The following is a 26,076-nucleotide window of genomic DNA, read 5'->3' as shown; positions in this document are numbered from 1 at the left end:
TTGCTGTTGCACGCACCGCGTGCATACTGAGTGCATCAGCGTCCCGGGGGCTCTCCCCGGACGACGAGAGGACGCCCGCTGTGAGCAACGAGCTGGATCCCGAAAAGCTGAACGCCGCCCTGGAGCACGTCCATCACGCCGGAATTCCGGGCCTGTTCGCCGAGGTGCGCGCGGGCGAACAGATCTGGCGCGGCGCGGCCGGTGTCGCCGATGTCGACACCGGCCGCCCGGTCACCGCCGACATGCGGCACCGCGTCGGCAGCGTCACCAAGCCCTTCACCGCCGCCGCGGTGCTGCACCTGGTCGACAGCGGCGAGATCGCTCTCGACGCCCCGATCAGCGCCTATCTGCCGACGTCGGTGCCCGGACCGCGCGGCGACGCGATCACGGTCCGCATGCTGCTCAACCACACCAGCGGGCTCGCCGAGTACCTCCCGTACGCCTATCCGTCCCTCAAGGCGTTCCCCGACCTCGCGAACACCGGACCGCAGAGCCTCGACGACCACCGGTTCACCCGGTTCCACCCCGCCGAGCTGATCAGGATGGGCGTCGACGCGCCCCCGTTCGCCGCACCGGGCGGTACTCCCGGCCTCTACTCCAACACCAACTACCTGCTCCTCGGCGAACTCCTGGAGGCGGTGACCGGGGCGACGGCCGAGCAGTGCATCACCCGGAACGTCATCGAGCGCGCGGGGCTCCGCGACACCCGCCTGCCCACCGGCCCGCACATCGAAGAGCCGCACTCCCGGATCTACGAGTCGTGGTTCGGGATGATCGACCCGCCACGGGACTACAGCGTCTTCGACATGTCCTGGGTGGGACCGGCGGCGGCCCTGACATCGACCGTGGCGGACCTCAACCGCTTCTTCGCCCTGCTGCTGGCCGGCGAGATCGTCAGCCCCGACGCACTGGCCCAGATGCGGCGCACCGCCCCGGTGGTCTCCCAGGAGGGACGGATCATCGACTACGGCCTCGGCCTGCACCCGATGACCGCCCCGGGCCGGGACACCTTCTGGGGCCACGGCGGCACGGCCTGGGGCGCGGGCACCCTGGCCATGACCCGCGCGGACGGCCGCCGGCAGATGGCCGTCGCGGTGAACCTGCAACGGTGGAACACCCTGGACTCCTCGGGGAGGCCGCAGCCCCATCCCATCGATGCCGCGCTGGAGGATCTGTACCGCGTCGCGATGTACGGCTGACCCTGCCGTTCCGACCCCCCTCCGGCGACCGGATACAGTGCGCGCGACGGCAGCCCGGTTGCTCGAGGAGGGGACACGTGACCGACACCAGCGAGACCCGACCCACCGACGGTGCGGCGGAGCCGCCCGAGGCTGGCGGGCTCCGCCGGCTGATGCGCTACATCCCCCTGATCGCGCCCGTCCTGCTGTGGGCGGTGCCCTGCTGGGTGCTGCTGTACGGCGGTCAGCACTGGCCGTTCCCGGTGACGCTTGCCGGGACCGTCGTGTTCGCCGTCGGTCTGATCACGATGCCGCTCGCGATGATGCGCGGCCACGGACGGCGGCAGCAGGACGGGGCGGCCATCGTCGGGGACTCCCTCCTGGGCTCCAGCTGGGTGCTGTTCACCTGGTCCGTGCTGCTCGGCGTCCTGCTGCGGCTCGCCCTGGTCGTGGCCGGCGTCGGGGACGGGCAGGACCGGGCGCGGATCGTCACCTGGGCGGTCCTCGGCGTGGCCGCCGTGCTGCTGGTCTGGGGGTACGTCGAGGCCCGCCGCGTGCCACGGGTGCGCCGCCTGGACGTGGAACTCCCGCGCCTGGGCGCCGGATTGGACGGCACCCGCGTCGCGCTCATCACCGACACCCACTACGGGCCGCTCGACCGGGCCCGCTGGTCGGCGCGGGTCTGCGAGACGGTCAACACCCTGGAGGCCGATCTGGTCTGCCACACCGGTGACATCGCGGACGGCACGGCCGAACGCCGCCGCGCGCAGGCCGCACCGCTCGGCACCGTCCAGGCCACCAGGGCCCGGGTGTACGTCACCGGCAACCACGAGTACTACAGCGAGGCTCAGGGCTGGGTCGACCTGATGGACGAACTGGGCTGGGAGCCGCTGCGCAACCGCCATCTGCTGCTCGAAAGCGGCGGCGACACCCTCGTGGTCGCGGGCGTCGACGATGTCACCGCCGAATCCTCCGGTCTGGCCGGTCACCGCGCCCATCTCGCCGGGGCGCTGGACGGCGCCGACCCCGGTCATCCCGTCCTGCTCCTCGCCCACCAGCCCAAGTTCATCGACCGGGCGGCAGCCGCGGGCATCGACCTCCAGCTCTCCGGGCACACCCACGGCGGCCAGATCTGGCCCTTCCACCACCTGGTCCGCATCGACCAGCCCGCGCTGGCCGGGCTCAGCCGGCACGGCGACCGCACGCTCCTCTACACCAGCCGCGGCACCGGCTTCTGGGGCCCGCCCTTCCGCGTCTTCGCCCCGAGCGAGATCACCCTGCTCGTGCTGCGATCCCCGGGCCGACGGTCCGGACCGGAGCCAACGACCGCTTCGTGAACGCTCATTGACGGATCCCCATCCGGAACGAAAGGATCAGCGGGCACGAGTTGACAACGTTGTCGCACGAGAGGATCACGATGAGAGCGCTGAGACGCGTCTTCACCGCCTTGCTGGTCGTCACCACCATGGCGGCCTCCGCCGGCGTCGCGAACGCCGCGGCGAAGGGGCCGGTGTTCGCGGGTGATCCGACCACCCTGGTCGACACCTCGGTGGGCAACAACGGTGACGGCACGACGTTCCCGGGCGCCGCGGCTCCGTTCGGCATGGTGCAGTTGAGCCCCGACACGCAGCTCAACAAATACGCCTCGTACGACTACGCGCAGAACACCATCCTCGGCTTCAGCCACACGCACCTGTCGGGTGTCGGCTGTCAGACGATGGGCAACATCCGGTTCATGCCGACGACCGGCGCGGTCACCTCCTCGGATCCGGCGCAGTACGCCGCGAAGTTCAGCCACGACAACGAGACACGCGCGCCCGGCTACTACGGCGTGACGTTCGACAACGGCATCGAGGCCGAGCTGTCCGCGACCCGGCGGACCGGCCAGCATCGCTACACCTATCCCGCCGGGTCCGGCCCCGAGAGCGTGCTCATCGAGGCCGGGGAGAGCAACGGCAGCACCTACGCGGGCGACATCAAAGTGGTCGGGAACGACACCGTGGAGGGCTGGGTCCAGGGCGGCAACTTCTGCGGTGAGACCGGCAAGGAGCGCTACCGCGTCTTCTTCAGCGCCAAGTTCGACCGCACGTTCTCCTCGTTCGGCACCTGGACCGACGGCACCCTGACCGCGGGGCAGCGCGAGGCGACGCGCGGCACGAAGCGGGCCGGTGCCTGGCTGACGTTCGACCGGGCCGGCGGACGTCAGGTCGGCTCGTCGGTGGGCCTGTCGTACACCTCGGTCGACGGTGCGCGCCTGAACCGTAAGGCCGAGCAGCCCAAGTCGTTCGGCGCGGCCCAAGCCGCCGCGCACGACGACTGGAAGACCGAGTTGAACCGGATGCGGGTGGCCGGTGGCAGCCGCGCCGACCAGCGCACGTACTACACCGCGCTCTACCACTCGCTGCTGCACCCGTCGATCGGCTCCGACGTCGACCGCCGCTACCGGGGCTTCGACGACAAGGTGCACCGCTCGGACTCCACGTACTACCAGATGTTCTCGCTCTGGGACACGTACCGCTCGCAGAACCAGCTGGTAGCACTGCTGCACCCGGACAAGGCCGCCGACATGGCCAAGTCGGTGCTGCGGATCTACGAGGACGCCGGGTGGCTGCCGCGCTGGGGGCTCGGGGGCGGTGAGACCAACGTGATGAGCGGCGACCCCGTCACCCCGTGGATCGTCGACCTCTACAACCGCGGCCTGCTCGACGACCGCACCTCGCGTGGCCTGTTCGACGCGCTCTGGAAGAACGCCAACGAGGTCCCCGCCGACCAGTCGGTCTTCCGCGGCCGCGACGGCAACCCGACCTACGTGAAGAACGGCTGGGTCGGCTACCAGAACCTGCCGGGCTACACGTTCGGCGACAGCCGGCAGGCGGGCTCGGCCACGCTCGAGTACGCGCTCGCCGACTGCTCGCTGTCGACGATGGCGCGCGGCCTCGGTCACCGGGACAAGGCGGCGACGCTCGCCTCGCGCTGCGACAACTTCACCCACCTCTGGGACTCCGGTGTCACGTCGAAGGGCTTCACCGGGTTCCCCGTCACCAAGAACGCCGACGGCAGCGTCGCGGGCGACCCCGACCCCACCCAGTCCGGCGCGTTCCACGAGGGCACGGCCTGGCAGTACCAGTGGCTCGCCCAGCAGGACCCGCAGACCCTCTTCGGTCTGATGGGCGGTCGGTCGGCTGCCGAGCAGCGGCTCGACACGTTCTTCGACCTGCCGACCGTGCTCACCGATCCGGCGAAGGCCGCTTCGGACTCGTGGGTGACGGGCGCGTACGACTACCACAACAACTTCGCGTTCAACCCGAACAACGAGCCGGACTTCCACGCCCCATGGATGTACGCGTGGACCGGCGCGCCGTGGAAGACCTCGGCCGTCCTGCGAGCGCTGCGCACGCTGTTCACGGACGACGCGTACGGCATGCCCGGCAACGACGATCTCGGTGCCACCTCGTCGCTGCTCGTCTTCGCGATGGCGGGTGTCTTCGAGGCGCAGCCGGGGTCGGCGAACTACATCGTCTCGGCGCCCATGTTCGAGAAGGTGGAGATCCGTCCCGAGCACGGCCGGACGATCGCCGTGGAGGCTCCAGGCGCGAGCGCGTCGAAGCTCCAGTACGTGTCCTCCGTGCACACGCGCCAGGGCACGCTGCGCCAGAGCTGGCTGTCCCACAAGGATCTGCTGCGCTCGGGGACGATCAGGATCAACCTGTCCGGTACGCCGACGAGTTGGGGCGTGAACGCGGCCCCGCCCGCCCTGGCGGCGCGGGACTGAGCCCGCTGCCTCCCGTGGCCCCTACCCCCATGAGGGGCCACGGGAGGCAGTTCTACGTTCCGGAGACGACCGGCGAGTCGGTCCGGTCGCCCACCGAGTCGTGGGTCGCCGACTTCGGGACGGGGCGGTCGTGGCGCAGGGCCGTCCACACGCGGTGCGACGCCTTGTCGAGGGGCAGGACCCGGCCCGCGTCCTGCGGGTCGTAGGTGACCGGCATGGTGACCATGCCGGTGCGGTCGGGGCTGATGCCCTTCAGCTCCTTGCCGAGGCCGAGCAGCTTGTCGGCGGAGGCCAGTTCGGAGTCCGCGCTGATGCTCTTGGTCGCGGTGTCCGCGAGGGCGTAGGACTTGGCGGGGCTGCCGAGCGGGTCGACGGTGTCGGCGCGGTGGATCAGGGCCTTGATGAACGCCTGCTGGAGCTGGATGCGGCCCAGGTCGCTGCCGTCGCCGACGCCGTGCCGGGTCCGTACGAGGGCGAGGGCGTCCTTGCCCTTGAGCCGGTGCTTCCCGGCGTCGAGGGAGAGGCCGCTGTTGTGGTCGCGGATGGCGCTGCTGGTGGTGATGTCCACGCCGCCGAGCTCGTCGATGAGCTTCTGGAACCCCTTGAAGTCGACTTCGAGGTAGTGGTCCATGCGGAGGTCCGACATCTTCTCGACCGTCTTCACCGTGCAGGCGGGGCCGCCGAGCGAGTAGGACGAGTTGAACATGGCCTCGTGCGCCGCCGGGACGGTGCCGCCGCCCTTCTTGTCGCAGGCGGGGCGCTCGACCAGGGTGTCGCGGGGGATGCTGACGACCGAGGCCTTCTTGTGGGTCTTGTCGACGTGCAGGACCATCGCCGTGTCGGCGCGGGCGCCGAGGACGCCGCTGCCGTACTGGCCGTGGGTCCCAGCCCGGGAGTCGGAGCCCAGCAGAAGGATGTTCATGGCACCGCCGCGCTGCTCGCTCGGCCGGTCGTCGCCGAGGGCGGCGTTGACGTCGGTGCCCTTGATGTTGCCGTTGAGGTGCTGCCAGGCGTAGGCGACGCCTCCGCCGCCGACCAGGGCCGTGCCCAGGGCGCCCCAGGCGATCCAGCGCAGAGCGCTCCTGCGCTTCCTGTGCCGGGAGCGGCGGACCCGCGCGGGCCCGTAGGCGGGCACCGTGGGCCGGTCGGTCGGGTGCGCCTGGTGCTCGTACCCGCTCTCGTGCGGCATGTCCTGCCCTTCTTCGGTGACCGGTGGCCTGTGACGCGGTGCCGGGCGGCTCAGTACGCGGAGTCGACGTTGTCGATCGAGCCGTACTTGTCGGCGGCGTAGTTCGCGGCCGCGGTGATGTTGGCGACCGGGTCGGTCAGGCTGTTCTCGGTGCCGGACACGTGGTAGGCGTCGAAGGTGGGCTGGATCACCTGGAGCAGGCCCTTGGACGGGATGCCGTTCTGCGCGTTGACGTCCCAGCCGTTCACGGCGTTCGGGTTGCCGGAGGACTCGCGCATGATGTTGCGGTGCAGGCCCTCGTACGTGCCGGGTATGCCCTTGGCCTTCATGATGTCGAGCGACTCGCGGATCCAGCCGTCGAGGTTGTCCGTGTAGGTCTTGGCGGGCGTGGCGGCCTTGGCCGGAGCGGCGGCCTTCGCGGCCTTCGCAGGAGCGGCCTTCGCGGGAGCGGCGGTCTTCACGGCGGGAGCGGCCTTCGCGGCGGCGGGCTCGGCGGCCTGGGCGGACCCGGGGACCAGCGTCAGCGCCATGGCGGCGGCGCCCACCGTGGCGGCGCCGGCCCCGGAGAACCGGCGGATGCGGGCGAGGCGGCCGATGCGGGGCAGCGTCGAGGTGATGGCCATGCTGACTGACTCTCCAGAGTGCTACGGGGATCAGGGCGGGCCGATGCGCGCCACCCAGGGACATCAATCAGGGTTAGCGGCGCGTGGTGCGTGGAGGCAAAGGTGTGACCTACTACCCGGGTACGCAGGAGAGAGGGGGCAGGCGCGGGCGCGCCGGGTGCTTTCCGGTGCGGGGCGGCTACTACCGTCGTTCGCATGTGCCGTGGCTCATATGGGTGGGCTCACAGCAAAAGGGGTCCGACACGGCGAAAACGGACGCCTCTGGCCCCTGCCCACGATGGTGGGCGGTCATGCATGATCCGGAGGCTCTCGTGAGGTGTGGAAGCCGCGTGCCGGGTTACTCCAGCAGGACGGCGCGCGCAGCATGAAAACCCTCCCGGGGGGTCTGCCGTGCCGAGGTTCTCCTGGTTCAGGCTGTAGCCAGGAGAACCGACCCCCTCCCCGGGAGCGCGCCGGTCAGTCCTCGCGCAGTCCGCCCCGCTCGCAGACGAGGGCGGCGATCTCGCGGAGCTTGATGTTCTTCTCCTGCGAGGCGCGGCGCAGGGTGTCGAAGGCTTCCCGCTCGGAGAGCTGGTGGCCGGCCATGAGGATGCCCATGGCTTCGCCGATGGTGTGCCGGCTGGCGACGGCCTGCTCCAGCTGCGCGTGTTCCCTGGCGCTGGAGAACGCCACGGCGGCGTGTGCGGCGAGGGTCCAGCCGGCCGTCTCGCTGACCTCGGTGAACGCGCCGGGCTCCCTGGAGTAGAGGTTGAGGGCGCCCAGGTCCTCGTCCTCGGTGTAGAGCAGGAACCCCATCATGCTGCCGATGCCGAGGGATTTCGCGCGCGGCGCGTAGGCGGGCCAGCGGACCCGCTCCTCGGTGAGGTCCTTGATGCGGAACACCGGGTGGCCGGTGCGTGCCGCGTCGTAGCACGGGCCCTCGCCCAGCTCGGCCTGCAGCGCGTCGCTGTCGTTGACGAGCTGCTCCGTGGGCGCGAGGGTCTTGGCCGTGCCACGGCGCAGCAGGAGGACGCCCGCCGCGGTGCACCCGTCGATCAGGTCCACCGCGGAGTGGGTCACCTTGTCGAGCGTGCCGTCCACGGAGTCCTGCGCCAACAGCTCCCGGGCCGTCGACGCCAGCCGCACGGCGAAGTCCTGCCAGTCCATGCGTCCTCCCTGCCCCGCGGTCCGGCTCCCAATCTCCCACGGACCGCCGCGGTCAGCGCCGCGCCAGGCGGCGGGTGCCGCCCGTTCCGTAGTCCAGGCCGTAGTGGGCGAACACCTCTTGTTCCTGTTCGGCCAGGAGTTCCCCGTCGGTGTCGATGGACGGCGCGTCCTTCACCTGCTGCCGGGACCAGGCCACCTTCACGTGGGAGGGCGCCACGACGGCCTTGTACAGCGGCACGAAGGTGATCCGCTTCCGGGTCGGCAGGCCCACCGTCACCGCGGCGAAGGACGGCTGGTCGGTGGCCGTGTCCACGTAGACCGACTCCAGTGAGCCGATCTTGCGCCCCTCCTCGTCGACCACGTCGTGGTCCAGCCAGTCACGGATGTTCTCCGCCTCGAACATGTCAGCCTCCGGTGGGCGCCCGATGTCTTTCCGCGTCCACCTGACCGCTCCCCCGGCCGCACAAACCTCACGGACGGATCGTGGCCTCGTAGACGACGGTGGAACTCATGGACCGGCCCCGGCAGGTGAGCTGTCGCGGCGGGGTCCGGTAGGACCGTACGTCGACGTCGTGCACCGGCGAACGGGGCGCGCGGCCCGTGACCCGGACGAGCCAGCGATCGCTGTCGCGCACCGTCTCCCCGATCACGTAGTGATGCCGGCCGGCCGGGCCGAAGCGTCCGAGGACGGCGGCCACCGCCGTCTGCTGGGGCGGGAAGAGGTTCGTGTATCCCCGCAGGTGGTCGGCGTGGACACGGCCGGCCAGATGTTCCTCGACGACCCGGACGCAGGACGCGGCGTCGAGGTTGCCGTAGTAGACGCCGTCGGGCGCGACCACGACGTTGGCGGCGAATCGGTCGCCGCCGATGTGCGTGCACTCCCACACCAGGTCGGGCCAGCGCTCGCTCAGCGCGCGTCCCACGGGCCGTCCGCGGACGGCGCAGCAGGCGTCGTGCAGGCCATGGGCGCAGACGAGGACGACGGGCGGTCCTCCCGGGTCGCCGGGGGCGGCGAGCGCGGCGACGATGCCCAGGAGGTCCTCGTCGCGGCTCCAGGTGCCCCAGGTCTGCCGGTGGGCGCCGTCGTCCTCGTAGCGCAGGACCGCCCAGCGCGGGGGGCCGTCGGCGGGGCGGCGGCCGTGGCGCCGGATCAGCAGGATGCGGGCCCGCAGCGCCTGGGCGGCGGCGAACACCAGGCGCTTGGTGTCGGGCTGAAGCGGCAGGCCGTCGAAGCCGTTCGGCGGCCAGCCGCCCCGGTACTCGACGAGGATCCACGTCGTTCCGTACGGCGCCGTGCCCGCCAGGGGGTCGGCGCGGGAGCGGGCCGCGTCGGAGCAGAAGAACCTGGACGCCGCGGTCACCGCTGCCCCGTCATCGTCCGGCGGGCACCAGGACGCCCGCGCGCAGGAGTCGCTCGACGAGTGCCCCGCCCAGGTCGTGGGCGGTGTGGACGTCGTCGCCGGTCAGCAGGCGGTGCACGGCCGGGAGGTCCTCGCCGGGGAGGTCGAGCCAGCCGACCCGGGTGTGCAGGCGGTGGCCCTCCAGGCGTGCCTCCAGGGCTGCGCGGAGCCGTACCGGAGCGTCGGGGGTGAGGTCGTCGAGGGCCCGGAGCTGGGCCAGCGGTCCGAGCGGTGCCGGGCGGGCCTGGCCGCGCCGGGTCCGGTGGAAGAGGGGTGCGGGGTCCGCCTCGGCGAGGGCGGCGAGGAGGCGTTCGCGGACCAGGGCGAGGTCTTCGGCGGGTCCTTCGATGCCGAGGGGCAGGGATCCGCGCATCTCGGGATCGTCCCGCAGCAGGTCCAGCGCGGCCCGGGTCAGCTGCTCGGCGAGCGCGTGGCGCGTCCAGTTGTGGACGCCGAGCGTCAGATGGATGGAGACGGCGCCCTGCGCCTGCGCGGCGTGCAGCCACCCCCTGGGCAGATACAGCACGTCACCCGGCGCGAGGACGGTGTCGAGGTACGCCTCGCCCTTCGCGGCCTCCTCGACGGCGGCGCGGCGGTCCGTCCAGGGCTGGTCCCGCAGCGGGTCGGGATGGACCGGCTCGTGGACGATCCAGCGTTTGGTGCCCGCGATCTGCAGCACGAAGACGTCGTGCACGTCGTAGTGGTCGTCGAACCCGCGGTTCTGCGGCGGGGTGACGTAGGCGTTGGCCTGCACCGGATGGCCGAGTTCCGTGCCGAGCCGGGCGACGAGGTCGGCCACCGGCTCCCAGGTGCGCTGGAGGGCCTGGAGGACGAGCGTCGCGCCGTCGGCGAAGGCGCGCCACAGGGCCGTGTCGTCGAGCTGGTCGCCGATCGTGGCGCCGACGCCCGCCGGTGCGGTGAACGAGGCGTCGGGGAGGGTGGCTCCGTCCTTGGCGACGCGGAGGAACGGCGTCCGCAGGCCGCGCCGGGAGACCAGTTCGTCGACGGCGTCGGCGGAGAACAGGTCCGTGAAGTCGTCGGCCGCGCGGGTGAGCAGGGGCTTGCGCGCCCAGTGGTCGCGGGCGAAGTCGGCCCGGCTCAGGCGGGTGAGGCGGGTGTCCAGGACGCCGACGCCCCGCTGGGCGTCGGCGTCCTCGGACGTGAGGTCAGTGATGCTCAAGCGCCACTGCCGTCCTCGTCGGCCGCACCGTCGGCGCCCCCGTCGTGCACACCCGGCGTACCGGACGCGCCGCCGTCCGCGGGACCCTCCGCACCGCCGTCGGCACCGCCATCGTGCACACCCGGCGTGCCCGCCGCACCGCCGTCCGCGGGGCCCTCGGCGCCACCGTCGGCACCGCCGTCGTGCACACCCGGCGTACCGGACGCGCCGCCGTCCGCGGGACCCTCCGCACCGCCGTCGGCACCGCCGTCGTGCACGCCCGGCGTGCCCGCCGCACCGCCGTCCGCGGGACCTTCGTCCTGGTTCGGGTCCTGTCCGGGGTTCGTCATGTGTCCTCCTCTGGAAGGGGCGGTCGGGGCGGGGTGACGCCTCCGCGTACCCCGTGTCCCCACTCTTCGACCAAACTCACCCACCCCGTTCCGGGCGGCAACCGGAGCGGCGGCGGCCCCGGCTCCATCCCGACAGAAAGGAAATAGACCCACATTTCCGCACAGACTGCTAGGGTCGATCGAAGTTGCAGTTGTGGTTCCCGAAACTTTTGTTTTCCGGCGTTCTTCTCCGGGTGGGCAATCATCGCGGCGACTCGGGGCGCGCACGGTGTGCGTTCCGATCACTGCTCCGAAGGAGACAAGACATGGCTACCGGCACCGTGAAGTGGTTCAACTCCGAAAAGGGCTTCGGCTTCATCGAGCAGGACGGGGGCGGCCCGGACGTCTTCGCCCACTACTCGAACATCTCCGCGCAGGGCTTCCGTGAGCTGATCGAGGGCCAGAAGGTGAACTTCGACATCGCGCAGGGCCAGAAGGGCCCGACGGCGGAGAACATCGTCACCGCCTGACGACCGCCCCAACGGATGAGGGGCTCCGCCGGTACCCACCGGCGGAGCCCCTCATCCGTTTCGTCGCGTCGGTCAGTGCTCGGAGTAGGCGAAGTCCCCCACCGTCCAGGCGGTCACGTCGTCGATGGCGACGCGGTACATGCCGCCCGTCTCCGGAATGCCCATGCTCCCTTGCAGGATGCGGGCGAGGTGGAAGTGCAGGTGCGTGGGGTCCACGGCGGGCTTCTTCTCGGGCACCGGGAACACCCGCGCGAACGGGCCGAGTTCCGTGGAGTCCGTCAACACCTCGGACACGCGCTCCCGCCAGACGGCCTCCGGGGCCAGCAGCCCCGTGATGACGGCGCCGCCGACGACCACGGTCAAGGACATGCGATGAGTCTGCTCGGCCTCGACCGTGGCGGCGAGATCGACGAGCAGTGCGTCAGGCTTGGACATGGCCGCAGATTCTATGCGGCCCTGCCCGCCCGGATGTCAGGATCGCTCGGTCGAGAAGGTAGAACAGTTCCCTCCGAGGATCAGACCGTCGAGGTGATCCGGGGTCGACGTGTCGTAGACCGCCGACAGATTCACCGCGTCGAAATTGGACGGCCGGTTGATCCAGCGGCTGGCCCGCAGGGTCAGCACACGTCCGGTGAACGTCCCCTTCATCGCGAACGATCCGCGGGGCACCCCGGGGTTGGACGGGGCCGGGTAGAACGAGAACACCGCGTCGGCGGTGCCGTCACTGTGCTGCTGGATGGCGAGGGACAGGCCCGTGACGCCCTGATTGCAGATGTAGTTGCCGTCCCACCGGCCCGAGATCCCCTCCGCCGTGCCGGAGTAGGACGGACTGGAGTACGGGCTGTCCGACGCGACGGAGCCGGAGTACGAGGGCGTCGGTGCGTCGGAGGAGTACGAGTACGAGGACGAGTAGGTCGGTGACGGGCTCGGACCGGCGTCGTCGTCCGACGAACCACCGAGGAGGGCGTCCGCCTTCCAGGCGACGAGGCCGAGGGCGAGCGCCCCGGCGACGACGCCGGCGATGATCCCGGCACGGCGGCCCGACGACGGCCCGCCGGGCGGACCGGGCAGCGGCGCGGGGCGGGTCACCATCGGCGGCCCGAAGCTCCCCGGCGGGGTCCCGCCGAACGCCGTGGGCGTGTAGGCGGGAGGTGGCGTCGCGGGCACCGGCGGCGTCGGCGCGCCCGGTGCCGTGAGGGTCGACGGCCCGTACGGCGGCGGTGTGCCGGGCGGAACCGGCGTGTCGCCGCCGCTCTTGCCCATCGCGTTGCCGGACGCCTCCCGGAGTCCCTCGGCGACGGCCGGCGGGAGCCAGTCCGCGCCGGTGAACAGCAGGGTCGTCCGGGCGGCGCCCGCCACGTCGGTCAGCTCCGCCAGCAGCTGCCCGACCTGCGGCCGGGCCAGCGGGTCCTTGGCCAGGCACCGCGCGAGGAGCGGCCGCAGCGACAACGGGACCGCGTCGAGGCCGGGCTCGCCGTGCACGACCCGGTACATGAGTCCCTGCGCCGAGCCCGTGCCGAAGGGGCCCGAGCCGGACGCCGTGAACGCGAGGACCGCACCCAGCGCGAAGACGTCGCTGGCCGGTCCGACCCGCTCCCCCGTCAGCTGCTCGGGCGACATGAAGCCGGGCGTCCCGATCACCACGCCGGTGCGGGTGATCGCGCTCGACTCCGTCGCCATCGAGATGCCGAAGTCGATGACCCGCGGCCCGTCGGCCGCCAGCAGCACGTTCGACGGCTTCAGGTCGCGGTGCACGAGTCCCGCGCCGTGGATGGCCTCCAGCGCCTCCGCGAGGCCCGCCGCCAGCGTGGTCACCTGCGTGACTCCCCACGCCCCGTGCCGGGCGACCGCGGTGTCGAGCGAGAGTCCGGGCACATAGGCGGTGGCCAGCCAGGGCGGGTTCGCCTCGGTGTCGGCGTCCACCACTCCGGCCGTGAACACCCCGTTCACCCGGCGGGCCGAGGCGACCTCGCGCGCGAAGCGCGCCCGGAACTCCCCGTCCTCCGCCAGTTCGGGACGGACCACCTTCACCGCCACGGCGCGGCCGCCCTTGGACCGCGCCAGGTACACGCGTCCCATGCCGCCCGCGCCGAGCCGGCCCACCACTCGATAAGGACCGATGTGTTCCGGATCGCCCGCGGCGGTCGCCTGTATTCCTGTCACCGGTCCATCCCCCAAAGTTCACCCGCGCCCCCACGCACGCAGGGCAGACATCATGTCGCCAGCAAGCGCTTGTGGATGTCTGTTCGCCGCAGACTCGCACCGACTCGTAACTCTTGCACAGTGTGGCAACAGGTTGATGCACGGCCGATGCGCATCACCTGACGAATCGCCCGCTTTCCGGCACATGAACGGCGTCCGAGGGGTGATGATGGTCGCTGGACGGTCGGCCGGAGACGACAGGGAGCTCGCGTTGGATCGCCTGGCAGAAGCGGACCTGGACGGCGGACACGACGGGCATCCCCGCGGTACGGGAATCAGCGGGCCCGGACCGGGCCGCCCCGCCCCCTCGGCGCTCCACCGGCCGTCGCGCGCGTGGCTCGGCCGCGTCGCCGTGCTCGCCGCCCTGGTGGTCGCCGTCGTCGCCGTCCTGTACGCGGGCCACACCCAACCCGGCACCGTGGACCGGTGGTTCGTCGATCCGACGGACGACAGTGTCGGGCAGCCGTGGCGGCGCGTCGCCCTGGCCCTCGACTTCTTCGGGGAGCCCGTGGGCTCGGTGGCGCTGGTCGCGGCCCTGATGGCGGGCTGTCTGCTGCTGCGCCGGCCACGCTCGGCGGCGCTCCTCGCCGCGGGCACCGTCGTGTCCGTGGGGACGACGACCCTGCTCAAGCAGGTGGTGGGGCGGACCATTCACGGCCCCGGGAATCTGTCGTACCCGAGCGGGCACACCGCCTTCGCCACCGCGCTCGCGGTCGCGCTGGCGCTGCTCGTGGCCGGTCTGCTCCGGCTCGGCAGGACGGCGGGGCTCGTGCTCGTGCTGGGTGTCGCGCTGGTGGGCGGCGCCGCGATGGGGTGGGCCCAGGTCGCCCTGGGCGCGCACTATCCGACGGACGTCCTCGGCGGCTGGTGCACCGCGCTCGCCGTGGTTCCGGCGACCGGATGGCTGGTGGACCGGACGGCCGGCCGGATGTCCGGGGCCGGCCTCCCGGTGCGTCGCTGACGTCCCGTCACGCCAGGCGGCGGAAGACGGGCTTGACCGGCCGCCCGCCGAGCCAGGGCGCGGGGTCCCCCGCGTCCAGCGCCTTGCGGTACACCTCGCACGCCCCGGCGACCGCGTCGACCGTCTGATCGATGTCGGCGTCGGTGAGCGCGCTGCTCACCACGAACGACGGTGCGAGCACCCCGCCCGCGAGGAGGTGGCGCAGGAAGAGCGTGCGGTACTCCTGCGACGGCCGCAGCTTCTCGTCGAGGGTGGCGAAGACGAGGTTGCTGGCCCGGCCGCGGACGACGACATGGTCGCCGACGCCCGCCCGCGCCGCGGCCTCGCGGACTCCGGCGGTCAGCCGCTCGCCGAGTTGGTGCAGCCGGGCCGTGATGCCCTCTTCCCTGTAGGTGGTGAGGACGGCCATCGCGGCCGCCAGGGAGTGTGTCTCCGCTCCGTGGGTGGTGGACAGCAGGAACACCCGGTCGTGCGGGTTGCGCAGGCCGCCGCGTTCCATCAGTTCGCGGCGTCCGGCCAGCGCGGAGACCGCGAACCCGTTGCCCAGCGCCTTGCCGAACGTGGAGAGGTCGGGGACGACACCGTAGAGGCCCTGGGCGCCCGCCTCGGACCAGCGCAGACCGGTGATCATCTCGTCGAAGACCAGGACGCAGCCGTGCCGGTCGGCCAGTTCGCGCAGCCCCGCGAGATAGCCGGCCGGAGGCTCGGTGTGGCCCGCGGGTTCGAGGATGAGACAGGCGATCTCGTCCTCGTACCGGGTCAGCAGCTCTTCGGTGGCGGCCAGATCCCCGTAGGGGAACATCACGGTCAGTTCGTTGATCGCGTCGGGAATGCCGGCTGACATCGGTGTGGTGCCGATGAACCAGTCGTCGACGGAGAAGAACGGCTGGTCGGCGCAGATGGCCACCCGCGGGCGCCCGGTGGCGGCGCGGGCCAGGCGCACCGCGGCGGTGGTCACGTCGGAGCCGTTCTTCGCGAACTTCACCATCTCGGCGGTCGGCACGGTGGCGAGGAAGCACTCGGCGGCCTCAACCTCCAGGATGGACGGCCGGACGAAGTTGCTCCCGCGGTCCAGTTCGCGCCGTGCCGCCTCGGTGACCTTCGGATGGGCGTGGCCGAGGCTGACCGACCGCAGGCCGGAGCCGTACTCGACGTAGCGGTTGCCGTCGACGTCCCACACCTGCGCGCCCCGACCGTGGCTGATGACCGGTGCCAGGTCCTCGGGGTACTGGTCGTCGCCCTTGGCGTACGTGTGGGCGCCGCCGGGGATCAGCGCGTGCAGTCGTTCGTTCGCCGCCTGGGATCGGGGCAGCGAGATGTTGTTCTGGTGCAAGCCGTCGTCATCCTCTCCGGAGTTTCAGGACCTCGGCGAGGCGGGGTGCCTCCCGGTCGCGCGGGGACATCGATGTGACCGGCAGCGGCCAGGGAATGGCGAACTCCGGGTCGTCGAAGGCGATCGTCACGTCCTCGGACGGATCGTGCGGGCGGTCGATCCGGTACGACGTGTCGGCGGTCTCGGTGAGCGACTGGAAGCCGTGCGCGCACCCCGCCGGGATGTACAGGGTCTTCTGGGTGTCGCCGGACAGTTCGAAGAAGGCCCGGTTGCGGTAGGTCGGCGAGTCGGGGCGCAGGTCCACGACGACGTCGAAGATCTGCCCGTGCGAGCAGCGCACCAGCTTGGCCTCGCCCGCGCCGGAGCGCAGGTGCAGGCCGCGGACCACGCCCCGCGCCGTGCGGGACACGCTGTCCTGCACGAAGGCGTTCGGGTCGAGGCCCACCGAGCGGATCACCTCGGCGTCGAAGGTGCGGCAGAAGAAGCCGCGCTCGTCGGCGTGCGGGGTCGGTTCGAGGAGGAACGCCCCGGCTATCTCGGGGACTTCGATCGCCTTCATGCTGTCTCCCGCAGGGCCTTGGCGCGGGTGCGCGCCGGGAAGAGGGTGGTGGTCAACGCGGTGAACTGGTCGGCGAGTTGCCGCGCGACGGTGCGATTGGACTCGACGAGCGTCCGGCGCAGTTCGGCGGCGTTCTTCTCCAGTGCGCGGAACTGTTCGAGCAGCCGGTCGGCGTCGACCTCGCGCGCCGGGTGGCAGTAGGCGCCGAGGCCCATCCGCTCCATGAGCGCCTCGCTCTTCGTCGCGTAGCAGAGGGCGAGGGCGGGCGTTCCGGTCTTCAGGGCGCAGATGAGGTTGTGGTAGCGGACCGCGACGACGGTGTCGGCGGCCGCCATCTCGTCCATCAGGTCGGCCAGCGAGGCCGGTTCGGCGGCGGTCACCAGGGGCGAGTCGACGGCGGCGAGGATCGCGTCGACCACCGCGGTGTCGCACCGGTCGCCGGTGAGGAGACGGACGGGCCGTCCCTCGTCGGTCAGGGTGCGGACGAAGCGGATGGTGCCGTCGAGGTAGCGCCGGTGGATCTCGTCGGCCCGTGCCCGGTCGTCGTTGCCGCCGTGGAAGTCCATGACGCCGAGACAGACCGTGCCGGGCGAGCCGGTGGGCGTGCTCGCCGCGGGCGCGGGCAGGGAGAACGCGAGGTCGGGGTAGACCTCGTCGCGGGCGGTGTCCACGCCCATGGCCCGCATCGCGTCGCGGGACGGGGTGTCCCGGTAGGAGCGGTAGGCGGCGCACCGCGCGGACCAGCGCACCAGGGCGCGGGTGGGGCGGCTGCGGATCTCGCCCGCGCCGACCCCGACCAGCGCGACCGGGGTGCGCACCAGCCGGCCGCTCGCGCAGAGCAGGAACAGCGAGTACGGGAATCCCCACGGCCGCAGCGGGAGGGTGGCCTCCAGGACGCCCATGCCCGGGACGATGACCACGTCGTGGCGGCGCACCCAGGCGGCGGTGCGGAAGACGTCGACGAGTTTGCCGAGTCCCTTCGTGGCGGCGGCGCCCGCGCGGGAGGCGGTCCGGTACTCCGCGCGGTTCCAGTGCAGCCGGGTCGCGGGGATGCCGAAGCGGGCCGTGACGGCCTCGGGTCCGCCGCACAGGGCGTCCACCTCGGCGTCCGGGTGGTCGGTGCGGAGGTAGCCGAGGACGGCTTCGAGCGATCCGTCGTTGCCGAGGTTGCCGGAGCCGAGCAGCCCGAACACCCCGACGCGCGGGGGCCGGTGGGGCGCGGTGGTCATGGCCGCCTCCGCTCGCGCCCGGCGACGAGGTCGTCGACGGAGACCGTGAGGTGGGCCGGGTCGACGGGCGCACGGTCCTCGACGCGTTCGCCCGCGCCGGGCCGTGCGCGGCTGGTCATCCAGGCGGCGAGGTGGCGGTAGCAGGCGCGGCGGTCGGCCGGGGACAGCGGGGCGCGGCGGACCGACGAGGCGAAGCCCCAGATGTATTCGGCGAGCAGCCGGGGCGTCGGGTGCAGCGGCCCGGCCCGGCGCGGGTCGAGGTTGACGCACCGGGAGCGCTTGGAGGGGTTGGCCCGCTCGGCGCGGCCCGGGTGGTCGCGGCGGAAGTAGAGCAGTTCGGGCACCTGGTGGAAGCGGCCGTGCAGGGTGATCTCGGCGACGTAGGTGCGGTCGGCGTGGTGGTAGCTGTCCATGGCCTTCACGCGGCGCAGCACGTCGGTGCGGATGACGCCGTAGAAGTCGTCGCCGCCGGGCTCGAAGAGCAGGCTGCGGAAGCGCTCCGGCGCGTGCGGGGAGCCGGTGGCGAGCGTGTACTCGTAGGGGACGGTCACTTTGCCGTCGCCGTCGATGACCGCCTGGTCGGTGTGGGCGAGGATCACGTCGGGCCGTTCGTCGAGCGCCTCGACGCACAGGCGCAGCAGGTCGCGGCCGTACAGGTCGTCGTGCGAGGCCCACTTGAACAGTTCGCCGCGTGCCTCGTCGAGCAGCCGGTTGTGGTTCGGGGTGGCGCCGACGTTGCGGGGCAGCCGCTGGTAGCGGATGCGGGAGTCCTTGGCCGCGTAGAGGCGGCAGATGCCCTCGGTGCCGTCGGTGGAGGCGTTGTCCGAGATGATCAGCTCGAAGTCCTCGTAGGTCTGGCCGAGCAGGGCGTCGAGGGACTCGGCCAGGTACTCCTCGCCGTTGTAGACGGGCAGGCCGACGCTCAGCCTGGGGTGGGGGGTCATGTGGTCCTCACTTCGGGAATGGGGTGGTGATGGCGCAGGCCCGTCCGCAGGGACAGCCACCACACGGCCGAGCCGATCAGTGTCGCGACGGCGACGCCCCAGGCCGAGCCGACCGTGCCGCCGGCGACGGCGCCGCCGAGGCCGCCGCCGACGTAGCAGGCGGAGGCGAACAGCTGGGAGCGCAGGCTCAGTCGGGCGGCCCCGAGCGCCCGCAGCCCGGCCGCCGCGCCGGTGCCGAGTCCGGCGCCCGCCACGCCGAGGGTGATCGGCACGACGAGCCGGGACGCGGAGGTCCAGACGTCGCCGAGGACGAGTTCGCCGGCCCGGTCCGGCATCAGCAGCAGCGCCGTGCCCCACAGCAGGGCTCCGGCGGCCTGCCCGCCGCCGAGGAGGAGGCAGAACCGGTAGAGGCGCTGCGGGGCCTGCCGCAGCACCCGGGCCGCCTCGGGGACGGTGACGAGCGAGAGGCCCATCAGGACGGCGAGGAACGGCCCCATCAGGAGTTCCGCTCCGCGTACCGCGCCGACCGCGCTGACGCCGACGATCGCGCCGAGGCCGTAGGCCCGCACCTGGCTGGCGCCGCTGAGGCAGGTGTTCTCGACGAGGTAGCGGTAGCCGAGGTCGCGCTGGTCGCGCAGCCAGCCGCGGGCCCGGGTGACCCGGGGCAGGATGCCGGACTGGACGTAGCCGTAGACGCCGGCCACGGTGGCGGACGCGCCCCAGGCGAGGACGAAGGCGGCCACGGTGTCGACGCGGGCCGCCACGACCATCGCCGGGACGAGGGCCACGCCCCAGACGACGTCGTTGAGGAACGCCTTGCGGCCGACTCCGGCGGCGAAGAACGAGTACCGCCAGGCGTCCTGGAGGAGCAGCCCGGGGAGCATGACGCCGAGGCAGGCGAACGCGGGCCCGACCCGGCCGCCGAGGCCGAGCCCCACGGCCAGGCAGGCCACGCCGATGGCGGAGCCGACGACGAGGGCGGTGCCCGTGGAGCGGGCCACCGCCCCGCGCCAGGACGTGCCGGACACGCCGCTGAAGCGGACGACGAGCGGGTCGGTGGCGAGGCCGCGCGAGATGTTGAGCACCACGCCGTAGGTGACCCAGGCGAGGCTGAACACGCCGAACGCGGTCACGCCGAGCGAGCGCGCCACGTAGATGCCCACCACGAAGTTGGAGATGCTGGAGGCCGCCTGGTCGGCGAGGCCCCAGGACAGCCGTCCGAGCAGGGCCCGCTTCGCCGAGCCCGCCGGTTCCGGTGTGGTCTTCGCGTTCTCCCCCTCGGTGGTCATCGGCGTCATGGCTTGACCAGCCCGGCGCCGTGCAGGGCGTCGGCCGCGTCGGCGACGGTGTCGAAGGGCAGCCCGGAGCGCTCGGCGATGTCCAGGAGGCTGTGTTCGCCGTCGGACAGGTTGAGCACCCAGAGCATGGCCATCTGCGCCTGCTTGGTGTCGCTGCGGCCGCCGAGCGCGTCGTAGAGACCGCGTCGGCCCAACTGCGGTTCGCCGTACGGGCTGAGGTTGACGTAGCTGCGGTTGCGGTCGAGGACGGCGAACGCCTCGCGGCACACGGCGAGGGTGTCCGTCATCGCCTCCGGGGAGACGAAGTCCGGGTTGTCGGCGGAGGTGTGGTACTCCGGGTAGCCGGCGTACGGGGTGCGGGTGAGCGAGCCCACGCCGAGGTCGAACCCGGGCGAGCAGTACTGCCGCTCGTCGTACCCGTACGGCGTGAACTCCCTTACCTCGTGCGGGCGTTCGGAGGTGCGCAGCACGTGCCGCAGCACGCGGTCGATCTCGGCGTCGCCGCGTCGGCTCTGCTTGTACGTGAGCTGCCCCCTGTCCCCCGCACAGGCCAGCACGAGCCCGTGTTCGACCCTCCCGATCCGCTCGGCGTTGCGGGCGAGCCAGGTGATGGCTCCGATGGTGCCGGGCGCGTAGATGAACCGGTAGGTGTAATACGGGTTCCGCTCGGCCAGTTCGCGGGCCAGGAACGTCGCCACGGCGATGCCGGCCAGGTTGTCGTTGGCCAGCGACGGGTGGCAGACGTGGCAGGAGACGATGACCTCGGCGGGCACCTGGCCGGGGACCACGTGCTCGGCGTAGGTGAGGTGCCCGTCCGCGAGCGTGGAGTCGATCCGCACCTCGTAGTCGCCGTCGGGCAGCGCGTCCAGCGTCTCCTGGGCCAGGCAGAAACCCCATTCCGGCTTGTAGTAGCTGGTGCGGTAGGGCACCCAGCTCGGCCGGTCGGGCAGGGTGTGCAGGTGTGCGCGGAGTTCGGCGAGCGGCATGGTCCTCGCGACGGGGACGCTGTAGCCGAGCACGTGCAGGCTGGACGCGGCGAAGTCGACGACCCTCCTGCCGGTGCTGTCGGCGATGTACGCGTCCCGGATGTTCCACTCCTGCGGCACCGTCCAGTCGAGCACCTGCGTCCCGGTCGGCACCTCGTGCACCTGGAGCGGGACGTACTCTCCGACGATGTCCAGGGTGGCGCGCACGCCGTCGCCGGTGATGCTCCGGCAGAGCGGGTACATCCGCTCCACCAGAGCATGCATCTCCTCGCCGGGCGAGGTCATCGGCGCCACCGCAGGGTGTCGTCGACGGTGCCGGCCTCGGACGCCGCGCGGAGCACGGCGAGACGGGTGAAGCGCTGGTCGAAGTCCTCCAGGGTCAGCTGGTGCCTGCGGTAGTTCTCGGCGAGTTCGAGGGCGCCCTGCAGCACCGTCCACTCGCAGTCGAACCCGGGGATCGCCTCGCGGAAGCGGGAGAAGTCCACACGGTACGAGCGCGGGTCGGCGCCGTGCTCCCCGGTGATCCGCACCTTCGCGCCGGGGACCGCGTCGGCGACCTGCTCGGCGATCTCGGCGACGGTGACGTTGTTGACCTCGCTGCCGATGTTGAACGCCCGGTCGTGCACCGCCTCGCGCGGTGCGGACAGCGCGGCAGTGAAGGCCCACGCGATGTCGGCGGCGTGCACCAGCGGGCGCCAGGGCGAGCCGTCGGAGAGGACGAGGACCTCGCCGGTCAGCAGCGCGTGCCCGACCAGGTTGTTGAGGACGATGTCGGCGCGCAGCCGGGGCGAGTAGCCGAACGCGGTGGCGTTGCGCATGTACACCGGGGTGAAGTCGTCGTCGGCCAGCGCGTGCAGGTCGTCCTCCACCCGCACCTTGGACTCGGCGTACGGCGTCACCGGGCGCAGCGGGGCATCCTCGGCGACCAGTCCGGCGCCGCCGGCGGCGCCGTAGACGGAGCAGGTCGACGCGTACAGGAAGCGTCCGACCCCGGCCTCGCGGGCGAGCCGGGCCAGCCGTACGGACGCGTGGTGGTTGATGTCGTAGGTGAGTTCGGGTGCCAGGGAGCCGAGCGGGTCGTTGGACAGCGCGGCCAGGTGGATGACGGCGTCGACGCCCGCCACGTGTTCGGCGGTGACGTCGCGGAGGTCCACCCGGTGCCCCTGCGGGTCGGCGGGCACGGGGCCGAGGACGCAGTCGGCGAACAGTCCGGCGTCGAGGCCGACGACATCGTGTCCGGCGGCGGTGAGGACCGGGGCCATGACGGAGCCCAGGTAGCCCTGGTGTCCGGTCAGCAGTACGCGCAAGGTTCAGTCCCCCAGGTCGAGCGTGAGTTTGGTGACGGTGAACGCCTCGGCGTAGCGCGCGTGGCATTCGATACCGCGAATGCGGGCGAGGCCGAGGAAGGCCTCGCGGTCGTACCAGGGCCGGTGCCGCTGCGAGGGGTAGTGCTCCTGCAGCAGCGCGACCTTCTGTTCGGCGGTCTCCGGTGACAGCGGCTGGTACGTGTTCGGCCGGCCGAGGTCGCCGTCCCACTTGACGATCTCGTAGCCGAGCACGAGGTGGTCGCGGAAGGCCGTGGTCATCAGCCGCGCCAGGCCGCGGTGGTCCTGGTGCGCGTCGTCGGTGCGCGGGGCGAGGACCAGGTCGGGCTCGGACCGCTCGCGCAGTTCCTCGACCGCGGCCTTGGCGTCCGACCAGTGCGCCGGGAACCGGCCGTCGGGCATCTTGTCGACGGTCAGCCGGAGGTCGGCGCCCGGGCAGAAGGCGGCGAGCGCGGCCCGTTCCTCCTGCTCGCGGTCGGTGCCGCCGCCGGAGAGCACCAGCGCGTCGACCCGCAGGCCCGGGTGCGCGCGGCACAGGGCCAGCAGGGTGCCGCCGGCGCCGATGGCGATGTCGTCGCAGTGGGCGCCGACGGCGACGATCCGGTCGAGCCGGCCGGCTCCGAGCCCGATCACGCGCGTACCCCCGCGGTGTCGTGCTCCCACACGGCCCACGGGCGGTCGCCCCGCGCGTAGGAGGCGTCGAGGGCGGCGCGCTCCTTGACCGTGTCGGTCGGCTTCCAGAAGCCGCGGTGCCGGTGCGCCACGAGGCGTCCCTGCTTGGCGAGCTGTCCGCAGCCGTCGGCGACGAGGTCGCCGTTCTCCGGTATGTGGTCGAAGACCTCCTGGCGGAGCACGAAGTAGCCGCCGTTCTCCCACAGCGGCATGTCGCTCACCGCGGTGATGCCGCCGACCAGGCCGTCCTCGGCCAGCTCCACGCAGTGGAAGGAGGACTGCGGCGGGACGACCATCATCGACGCGCCCGCGTCGCGCTCGGCGAACCGGTCGATCATCTCCGGCAGCGGGGCGTCGGTGAGCACGTCGGCGTAGTTGGCGAGGAACATCTCGTCGCCGTCGAGGTGGTGGCGGACCCGGCGCAGCCGCTCGCCGATCGGGGACTCGATGCCGGTCTGGGCGAAGGTGATCGTCCAGTCCGAGATGTCGGTGGACAGCAGCTCGGTGCGGCCGCCGCGGAGCACGAAGTCGTTGGACGTCGTCTCCTCGTAGTTGAGGAAGAAGTCCTTGATGTGGTGGGCGCCGTAGCCGAGGCACAGGATGAACTCGGTGTGCCCGAAGTGGGCGTAGTAGCGCATGACGTGCCAGATCAGCGGCCGGGGTCCGACCATCGCCATCGGCTTGGGTACGTCGTCGGCGGCGCCGCTGCGCATCCGCATGCCGTAACCGCCGCAGAAGAGAACGACCTTCATGCTGTGACCTCCTGCGAGGACGCGGCCTCGACGATGCTCAGTTCCGGGATGGGGAAGACGAGACGGCCGCCCCACTCGTGGACGAAGGCGAGCTGCTCGACCAGTTCGGCCCGCAGGTTCCAGGGCAGGACGAGGACGTAGTCCGGCTTGTCGGCGGCGATCTGCTCGGGCGCGAGGATCGGGATGCGGGTGCCCGGGGTGTACCGGCCGTGCTTGTAGGGGTTGCGGTCGACCGTGTACGCGAGCAGGTCGGGGCGGATGCCGCAGTGGTTGAGCAGGGTGTTGCCCTTGCCGGGGGCGCCGTAGCCGACGACGGTCTCGCCGCGGTCGGCCGCCTCGATGAGGAACCGCAGCAGGTCGCGGCGGACCTTGGCGACCCGGGCGGAGAACTCGGTGTAGCCGGAGAGTTCCTGGAGTCCGGCGGCCTTCTCGCGGGCCAGGACGTCGGTCACCGCCTGCGAGGGCTCGCCGGCCGTCTCGGCGGGGCGGGCCCACAGCCGGATGGAGCCGCCGTGGGTGGGCAGCAGCTCGACGTCGACGAGGGTCAGTCCGCCGCTGGCGAGGGCCCGGATCGCGGAGGCGACCGTGTAGTACTGGAAGTGCTCGTGGTAGATCGTGTCGTACTGGTTCTCCTCGATCAGGGTGAGCAGGTGCTGCACCTCGATGGAGACCCAGCCGTCGTCGGCGACGAGCGCGCGCAGGCCCTGGGTGAACCCGATGACGTCGGGGATGTGCGCGTACACGTTGTTGGCCACGACCAGGTTCGCGGGGCCGTGTTCGGCGCGCACCTTCGCGCCGGTCTCCGGGCTCAGGAACTCGGTGAGCGTGGGCACGCCCGCGTCCCGGGCCGCCGCGCCGACGTTGACCGACGGCTCGATGCCCAGGCAGCGGATGTCGCGGTCCACGACATGCTTGAGCAGGTAGCCGTCGTTGCTCGCCACCTCGACCACGAAGGCGTCGGCGCCGAGCCCCGCCCGCTCCACGGCGTCGGCGACGAAGGTGCGCGCGTGCTCCACCCAGGAGGTGGAGAACGAGGAGAAGTACGCGTACTCCTTGAACGTCTCCTCGGGTGTGATGAGCGGTGGGATCTGCGCCAGCCAGCAGTCGGTGCAGACCCGCAGATGGAGCGGGAACGCCGGCTCCGGCTGGTCCAGTCGGTCAGCGGCGAGGAAGCTCTCGCACGGCGGTGTCGCCCCAAGGTCGACGACGCTCGCCATGGCTTCCGAGCCGCAGAGTCGGCATCGTGTCATGTACTTTCCCCATCCCCCCTGCTCGCGCGGGTGTCCCCGCCACGAGTCAGTGCTGACCGCCCCGCGATCGCGGTGCGGTACTCCTCCATCAGGCGCTCCAGGCCGACGGCCGGGCTGAAGCCCCGCTCGTACCGGCTCCGGGCCGCCCGGCCCATCTCCTGGTTGCGGACCGGGTCGGCCGCGATCCGCTCCAGGCGGGAAGCGAGCGATGCGGCGTCGTTCGGCCGGTGCAGCAGCCCGGTGACGCCGTCCTCGACGAGTTCGACGAACGCGCCGTGGCCCGCGGCGACGACCGGCACCCCGGCCGCCATCGCCTCGACGGCCACCAGGCCGAACGCCTCCAGCCACGTCGAGGGCGCCACCACGGCGACCGCGCTCGCGATGGCCTTGCGGCACTCCGCCGTGTCCAGCAGACCGGCGTAGCGCACGTCGTCCCGGCCCGCCGCCCAGTCGGTCACCTCGCGCTCCAGCGGCCCGGTGCCGGCGATCACGAGCGGCACGCCCGGCTTGCCGTCGGCCGCGAGTTCGTCCCATGCGGCCATGAGCAGCCGCAGGCCCTTGGCCTCGGCGAGCCGCCCGAGGAAGAGCACGTGCTCCCCCTCCCCCGTCCGGCAACTGCCCGGGTCCGGGACGAAGTTGTGCTTCACCGAAAGGCGCTCGGCCGGCATTCCCGCGGCGGCCAGGATGTCGCGCTGGGCGGCGGAGATGCACAGGAAGCGCTCCACCCCCGACTGCCAGCGGCGCCGGTTGACCGACAGGCTGACCGCGAGCGGGACGGTGGCGAGCCGGGAGTTGCGGTAGCAGCCGTGCCGGACGGCGGGCAGCGGAGAGCCGCCCACGCACTCGGTGCAGGCGGCGCCGTCCCGCTGGAGCGTGCCGGGCGGGCAGACCTGCGTGTAGTTGTGCAGCGTGGCGACCGCGGGCACACCCGCGTCGGCGCAGGCGGCGAGGACCGCGGGCGACAGCAGCGGGAAGACGTTGTGGACGTGGACGACGTCCGGCGGGTCGACGCGCAGCCGCCGGGTCAGTTCCGCGCGGACCGCCGGGTTCCACGGCACGAGGAACGGCAGCGCGGCCTTGCCCGGCAGGGACTTGGCGGCGATGTCGTCGCTGCGCCGCTCGAACAGCTCGACCCGGTGGCCGGCCGACCGCAGCAGCTCCACCTCCTGGTCGACGACCTTGTTCTCTCCGCTCGGCTGCGCCGAGGCATAGCGGTTGTGCACCACGAGAACGTGCATG

25 protein-coding genes are annotated in these 26,076 nt (G+C 72.1%); 5 read left to right on the top strand and 20 right to left on the bottom strand.

Features of this window, described 5'->3' with window-relative positions; translation table 11 throughout:
• The first annotated feature begins 80 nt into the window (after window positions 1–80).
• The 3 genes from K377_RS32730 (at window position 81) to K377_RS32720 (ending at window position 4,950) form a co-directional block, all read left to right on the top strand.
• Window positions 81–1,199 (top strand): serine hydrolase, encoded by a 1,119-nt coding sequence (locus tag K377_RS32730; protein ID WP_258395206.1) that lies wholly within the window; start codon window positions 81–83, stop codon window positions 1,197–1,199.
• 77 nt (window positions 1,200–1,276) lie between these two features.
• Complete coding sequence (locus K377_RS32725) at window positions 1,277–2,515, top strand: metallophosphoesterase (protein ID WP_111667221.1); 1,239 nt, start codon at window positions 1,277–1,279, stop codon at window positions 2,513–2,515.
• Between the two features lie 80 nt (window positions 2,516–2,595).
• A complete protein-coding gene (locus tag K377_RS32720; protein WP_111667220.1) occupies window positions 2,596–4,950 on the top strand; it encodes a GH92 family glycosyl hydrolase in 2,355 nt (784 codons plus the stop codon).
• Between the two features lie 52 nt (window positions 4,951–5,002).
• Here the strand turns inward: K377_RS32720 and K377_RS32715 are convergent, their stop codons facing one another.
• From K377_RS32715 to K377_RS32685, 7 genes are all read right to left on the bottom strand, one after another.
• Window positions 5,003–6,139, bottom strand: a complete 1,137-nt coding sequence (locus K377_RS32715; protein WP_111667219.1) for an LCP family protein — start codon at window positions 6,137–6,139, stop codon at window positions 5,003–5,005.
• 50 nt (window positions 6,140–6,189) lie between these two features.
• Window positions 6,190–6,762, bottom strand: coding sequence for a transglycosylase SLT domain-containing protein (locus K377_RS32710; RefSeq protein WP_111667218.1), 573 nt, complete (start codon window positions 6,760–6,762; stop codon window positions 6,190–6,192).
• Window positions 6,763–7,218: 456 nt separating this feature from the next.
• On the bottom strand, window positions 7,219–7,908 hold the full coding sequence (locus tag K377_RS32705; protein ID WP_111667217.1) for a GAF and ANTAR domain-containing protein: 690 nt from the start codon (window positions 7,906–7,908) through the stop codon (window positions 7,219–7,221).
• Window positions 7,909–7,960: 52 nt separating this feature from the next.
• Complete coding sequence (locus K377_RS32700; RefSeq protein ID WP_111667216.1) at window positions 7,961–8,311, bottom strand: PRC-barrel domain-containing protein; 351 nt, start codon at window positions 8,309–8,311, stop codon at window positions 7,961–7,963.
• Window positions 8,312–8,378: 67 nt separating this feature from the next.
• The gene (locus K377_RS32695) at window positions 8,379–9,269 is read right to left on the bottom strand and encodes a sucrase ferredoxin (RefSeq protein ID WP_111667215.1); all 891 of its coding nucleotides are present in this window, start codon (window positions 9,267–9,269) and stop codon (window positions 8,379–8,381) included.
• Window positions 9,270–9,279: 10 nt separating this feature from the next.
• Window positions 9,280–10,488 (bottom strand): cupin domain-containing protein, encoded by a 1,209-nt coding sequence (locus K377_RS32690; protein WP_111667214.1) that lies wholly within the window; start codon window positions 10,486–10,488, stop codon window positions 9,280–9,282.
• The gene (locus K377_RS32685; RefSeq protein WP_111667213.1) at window positions 10,485–10,817 is read right to left on the bottom strand and encodes a BatC protein; all 333 of its coding nucleotides are present in this window, start codon (window positions 10,815–10,817) and stop codon (window positions 10,485–10,487) included. Before K377_RS32685 ends, K377_RS32690 begins: the two co-directional genes overlap by 4 nt.
• A 305-nt stretch (window positions 10,818–11,122) precedes the next feature.
• Between K377_RS32685 and K377_RS32680 the strand changes: the two genes are divergently transcribed.
• The gene (locus K377_RS32680) at window positions 11,123–11,326 is read left to right on the top strand and encodes a cold-shock protein (protein WP_111667212.1); all 204 of its coding nucleotides are present in this window, start codon (window positions 11,123–11,125) and stop codon (window positions 11,324–11,326) included.
• A 72-nt stretch (window positions 11,327–11,398) separates the two neighbouring features.
• On the opposite strand, the gene K377_RS32675 is transcribed toward K377_RS32680, so the two are convergent.
• Complete coding sequence (locus K377_RS32675; RefSeq protein ID WP_111667211.1) at window positions 11,399–11,761, bottom strand: hypothetical protein; 363 nt, start codon at window positions 11,759–11,761, stop codon at window positions 11,399–11,401.
• A gap of 36 nt (window positions 11,762–11,797) precedes the next feature.
• A complete protein-coding gene (locus tag K377_RS42075; RefSeq protein WP_202455274.1) occupies window positions 11,798–13,489 on the bottom strand; it encodes a serine/threonine-protein kinase in 1,692 nt (563 codons plus the stop codon).
• 313 nt (window positions 13,490–13,802) lie between these two features.
• Between K377_RS42075 and K377_RS32665 the strand changes: the two genes are divergently transcribed.
• The gene (locus K377_RS32665; protein ID WP_258395208.1) at window positions 13,803–14,489 is read left to right on the top strand and encodes a phosphatase PAP2 family protein; all 687 of its coding nucleotides are present in this window, start codon (window positions 13,803–13,805) and stop codon (window positions 14,487–14,489) included.
• Between the two features lie 7 nt (window positions 14,490–14,496).
• On the opposite strand, the gene K377_RS32660 is transcribed toward K377_RS32665, so the two are convergent.
• The 11 genes from K377_RS32660 to K377_RS32610 are packed head-to-tail and all read right to left on the bottom strand — an operon-like array spanning window position 14,497 to window position 26,075.
• Window positions 14,497–15,822 (bottom strand): glutamate-1-semialdehyde 2,1-aminomutase, encoded by a 1,326-nt coding sequence (locus K377_RS32660; protein ID WP_111667210.1) that lies wholly within the window; start codon window positions 15,820–15,822, stop codon window positions 14,497–14,499.
• A gap of 7 nt (window positions 15,823–15,829) precedes the next feature.
• The gene (locus K377_RS32655; RefSeq protein ID WP_111667209.1) at window positions 15,830–16,381 is read right to left on the bottom strand and encodes a dTDP-4-dehydrorhamnose 3,5-epimerase family protein; all 552 of its coding nucleotides are present in this window, start codon (window positions 16,379–16,381) and stop codon (window positions 15,830–15,832) included.
• A complete protein-coding gene (locus K377_RS32650) occupies window positions 16,378–17,610 on the bottom strand; it encodes a polysaccharide pyruvyl transferase family protein (protein ID WP_111667208.1) in 1,233 nt (410 codons plus the stop codon). The genes K377_RS32655 and K377_RS32650 overlap by 4 nt, the downstream gene beginning before the upstream one ends.
• Window positions 17,607–18,554: a glycosyltransferase family A protein gene (locus K377_RS32645; RefSeq protein ID WP_111667207.1), complete on the bottom strand. Its 948-nt coding sequence runs from the start codon at window positions 18,552–18,554 to the stop codon at window positions 17,607–17,609. The genes K377_RS32650 and K377_RS32645 overlap by 4 nt, the downstream gene beginning before the upstream one ends.
• Window positions 18,551–19,852 (bottom strand): hypothetical protein, encoded by a 1,302-nt coding sequence (locus K377_RS32640; protein ID WP_181512699.1) that lies wholly within the window; start codon window positions 19,850–19,852, stop codon window positions 18,551–18,553. The genes K377_RS32645 and K377_RS32640 overlap by 4 nt, the downstream gene beginning before the upstream one ends.
• Complete coding sequence (locus tag K377_RS32635) at window positions 19,849–21,132, bottom strand: DUF4910 domain-containing protein (RefSeq protein WP_111667205.1); 1,284 nt, start codon at window positions 21,130–21,132, stop codon at window positions 19,849–19,851. The genes K377_RS32640 and K377_RS32635 overlap by 4 nt, the downstream gene beginning before the upstream one ends.
• Window positions 21,120–22,145 (bottom strand): NAD(P)-dependent oxidoreductase, encoded by a 1,026-nt coding sequence (locus K377_RS32630; RefSeq protein ID WP_111667204.1) that lies wholly within the window; start codon window positions 22,143–22,145, stop codon window positions 21,120–21,122. The genes K377_RS32635 and K377_RS32630 overlap by 13 nt, the downstream gene beginning before the upstream one ends.
• 3 nt (window positions 22,146–22,148) lie before the next feature.
• Complete coding sequence (locus tag K377_RS32625) at window positions 22,149–22,796, bottom strand: PIG-L deacetylase family protein (protein WP_111667203.1); 648 nt, start codon at window positions 22,794–22,796, stop codon at window positions 22,149–22,151.
• Window positions 22,793–23,587, bottom strand: a complete 795-nt coding sequence (locus tag K377_RS32620; RefSeq protein WP_111667202.1) for a glucose-1-phosphate cytidylyltransferase — start codon at window positions 23,585–23,587, stop codon at window positions 22,793–22,795. Before K377_RS32620 ends, K377_RS32625 begins: the two co-directional genes overlap by 4 nt.
• Window positions 23,584–24,837 carry a class I SAM-dependent methyltransferase gene (locus K377_RS32615; protein WP_111667201.1) on the bottom strand — a complete coding sequence of 418 codons (1,254 nt, stop codon included), beginning with the start codon at window positions 24,835–24,837 and terminating at the stop codon, window positions 23,584–23,586. Before K377_RS32615 ends, K377_RS32620 begins: the two co-directional genes overlap by 4 nt.
• Window positions 24,834–26,075 (bottom strand): glycosyltransferase, encoded by a 1,242-nt coding sequence (locus K377_RS32610; protein ID WP_111667200.1) that lies wholly within the window; start codon window positions 26,073–26,075, stop codon window positions 24,834–24,836. Before K377_RS32610 ends, K377_RS32615 begins: the two co-directional genes overlap by 4 nt.
• Between the last annotated feature and the right edge of the window lies 1 nt (window position 26,076).

It is taken from the genome of Streptomyces sp. PsTaAH-137 (genome assembly GCF_003259365.1).
Taxonomy (GTDB): domain Bacteria; phylum Actinomycetota; class Actinomycetes; order Streptomycetales; family Streptomycetaceae; genus Streptomyces.
Note: the sequence above shows the minus strand (reverse complement) of the source record. Positions and strands in the feature narration are given on the sequence as shown.

What these genes read in the sequence shown, in the direction of transcription:
- K377_RS32720 (WP_111667220.1), top strand. Translation starts at nt 2,596, where the DNA reads ATGAGAGCGCTGAGACGCGTCTTCACCGCCTTGCTGGTCGTCACCACC.
- K377_RS32715 (WP_111667219.1), bottom strand. Translation starts at nt 6,139, where the DNA reads ATGCCGCACGAGAGCGGGTACGAGCACCAGGCGCACCCGACCGACCGG.
- K377_RS32710 (WP_111667218.1), bottom strand. Translation starts at nt 6,762, where the DNA reads ATGGCCATCACCTCGACGCTGCCCCGCATCGGCCGCCTCGCCCGCATC.
- K377_RS32705 (WP_111667217.1), bottom strand. Translation starts at nt 7,908, where the DNA reads ATGGACTGGCAGGACTTCGCCGTGCGGCTGGCGTCGACGGCCCGGGAG.
- K377_RS32700 (WP_111667216.1), bottom strand. Translation starts at nt 8,311, where the DNA reads ATGTTCGAGGCGGAGAACATCCGTGACTGGCTGGACCACGACGTGGTC.
- K377_RS32685 (WP_111667213.1), bottom strand. Translation starts at nt 10,817, where the DNA reads ATGACGAACCCCGGACAGGACCCGAACCAGGACGAAGGTCCCGCGGAC.
- K377_RS32680 (WP_111667212.1), top strand. Translation starts at nt 11,123, where the DNA reads ATGGCTACCGGCACCGTGAAGTGGTTCAACTCCGAAAAGGGCTTCGGC.
- K377_RS32675 (WP_111667211.1), bottom strand. Translation starts at nt 11,761, where the DNA reads ATGTCCAAGCCTGACGCACTGCTCGTCGATCTCGCCGCCACGGTCGAG.
- K377_RS32655 (WP_111667209.1), bottom strand. Translation starts at nt 16,381, where the DNA reads ATGAAGGCGATCGAAGTCCCCGAGATAGCCGGGGCGTTCCTCCTCGAA.
- K377_RS32650 (WP_111667208.1), bottom strand. Translation starts at nt 17,610, where the DNA reads ATGACCACCGCGCCCCACCGGCCCCCGCGCGTCGGGGTGTTCGGGCTG.
- K377_RS32645 (WP_111667207.1), bottom strand. Translation starts at nt 18,554, where the DNA reads ATGACCCCCCACCCCAGGCTGAGCGTCGGCCTGCCCGTCTACAACGGC.
- K377_RS32640 (WP_181512699.1), bottom strand. Translation starts at nt 19,852, where the DNA reads ATGACGCCGATGACCACCGAGGGGGAGAACGCGAAGACCACACCGGAA.
- K377_RS32620 (WP_111667202.1), bottom strand. Translation starts at nt 23,587, where the DNA reads ATGAAGGTCGTTCTCTTCTGCGGCGGTTACGGCATGCGGATGCGCAGC.
- K377_RS32615 (WP_111667201.1), bottom strand. Translation starts at nt 24,837, where the DNA reads ATGACACGATGCCGACTCTGCGGCTCGGAAGCCATGGCGAGCGTCGTC.
- K377_RS32610 (WP_111667200.1), bottom strand. Translation starts at nt 26,075, where the DNA reads ATGCACGTTCTCGTGGTGCACAACCGCTATGCCTCGGCGCAGCCGAGC.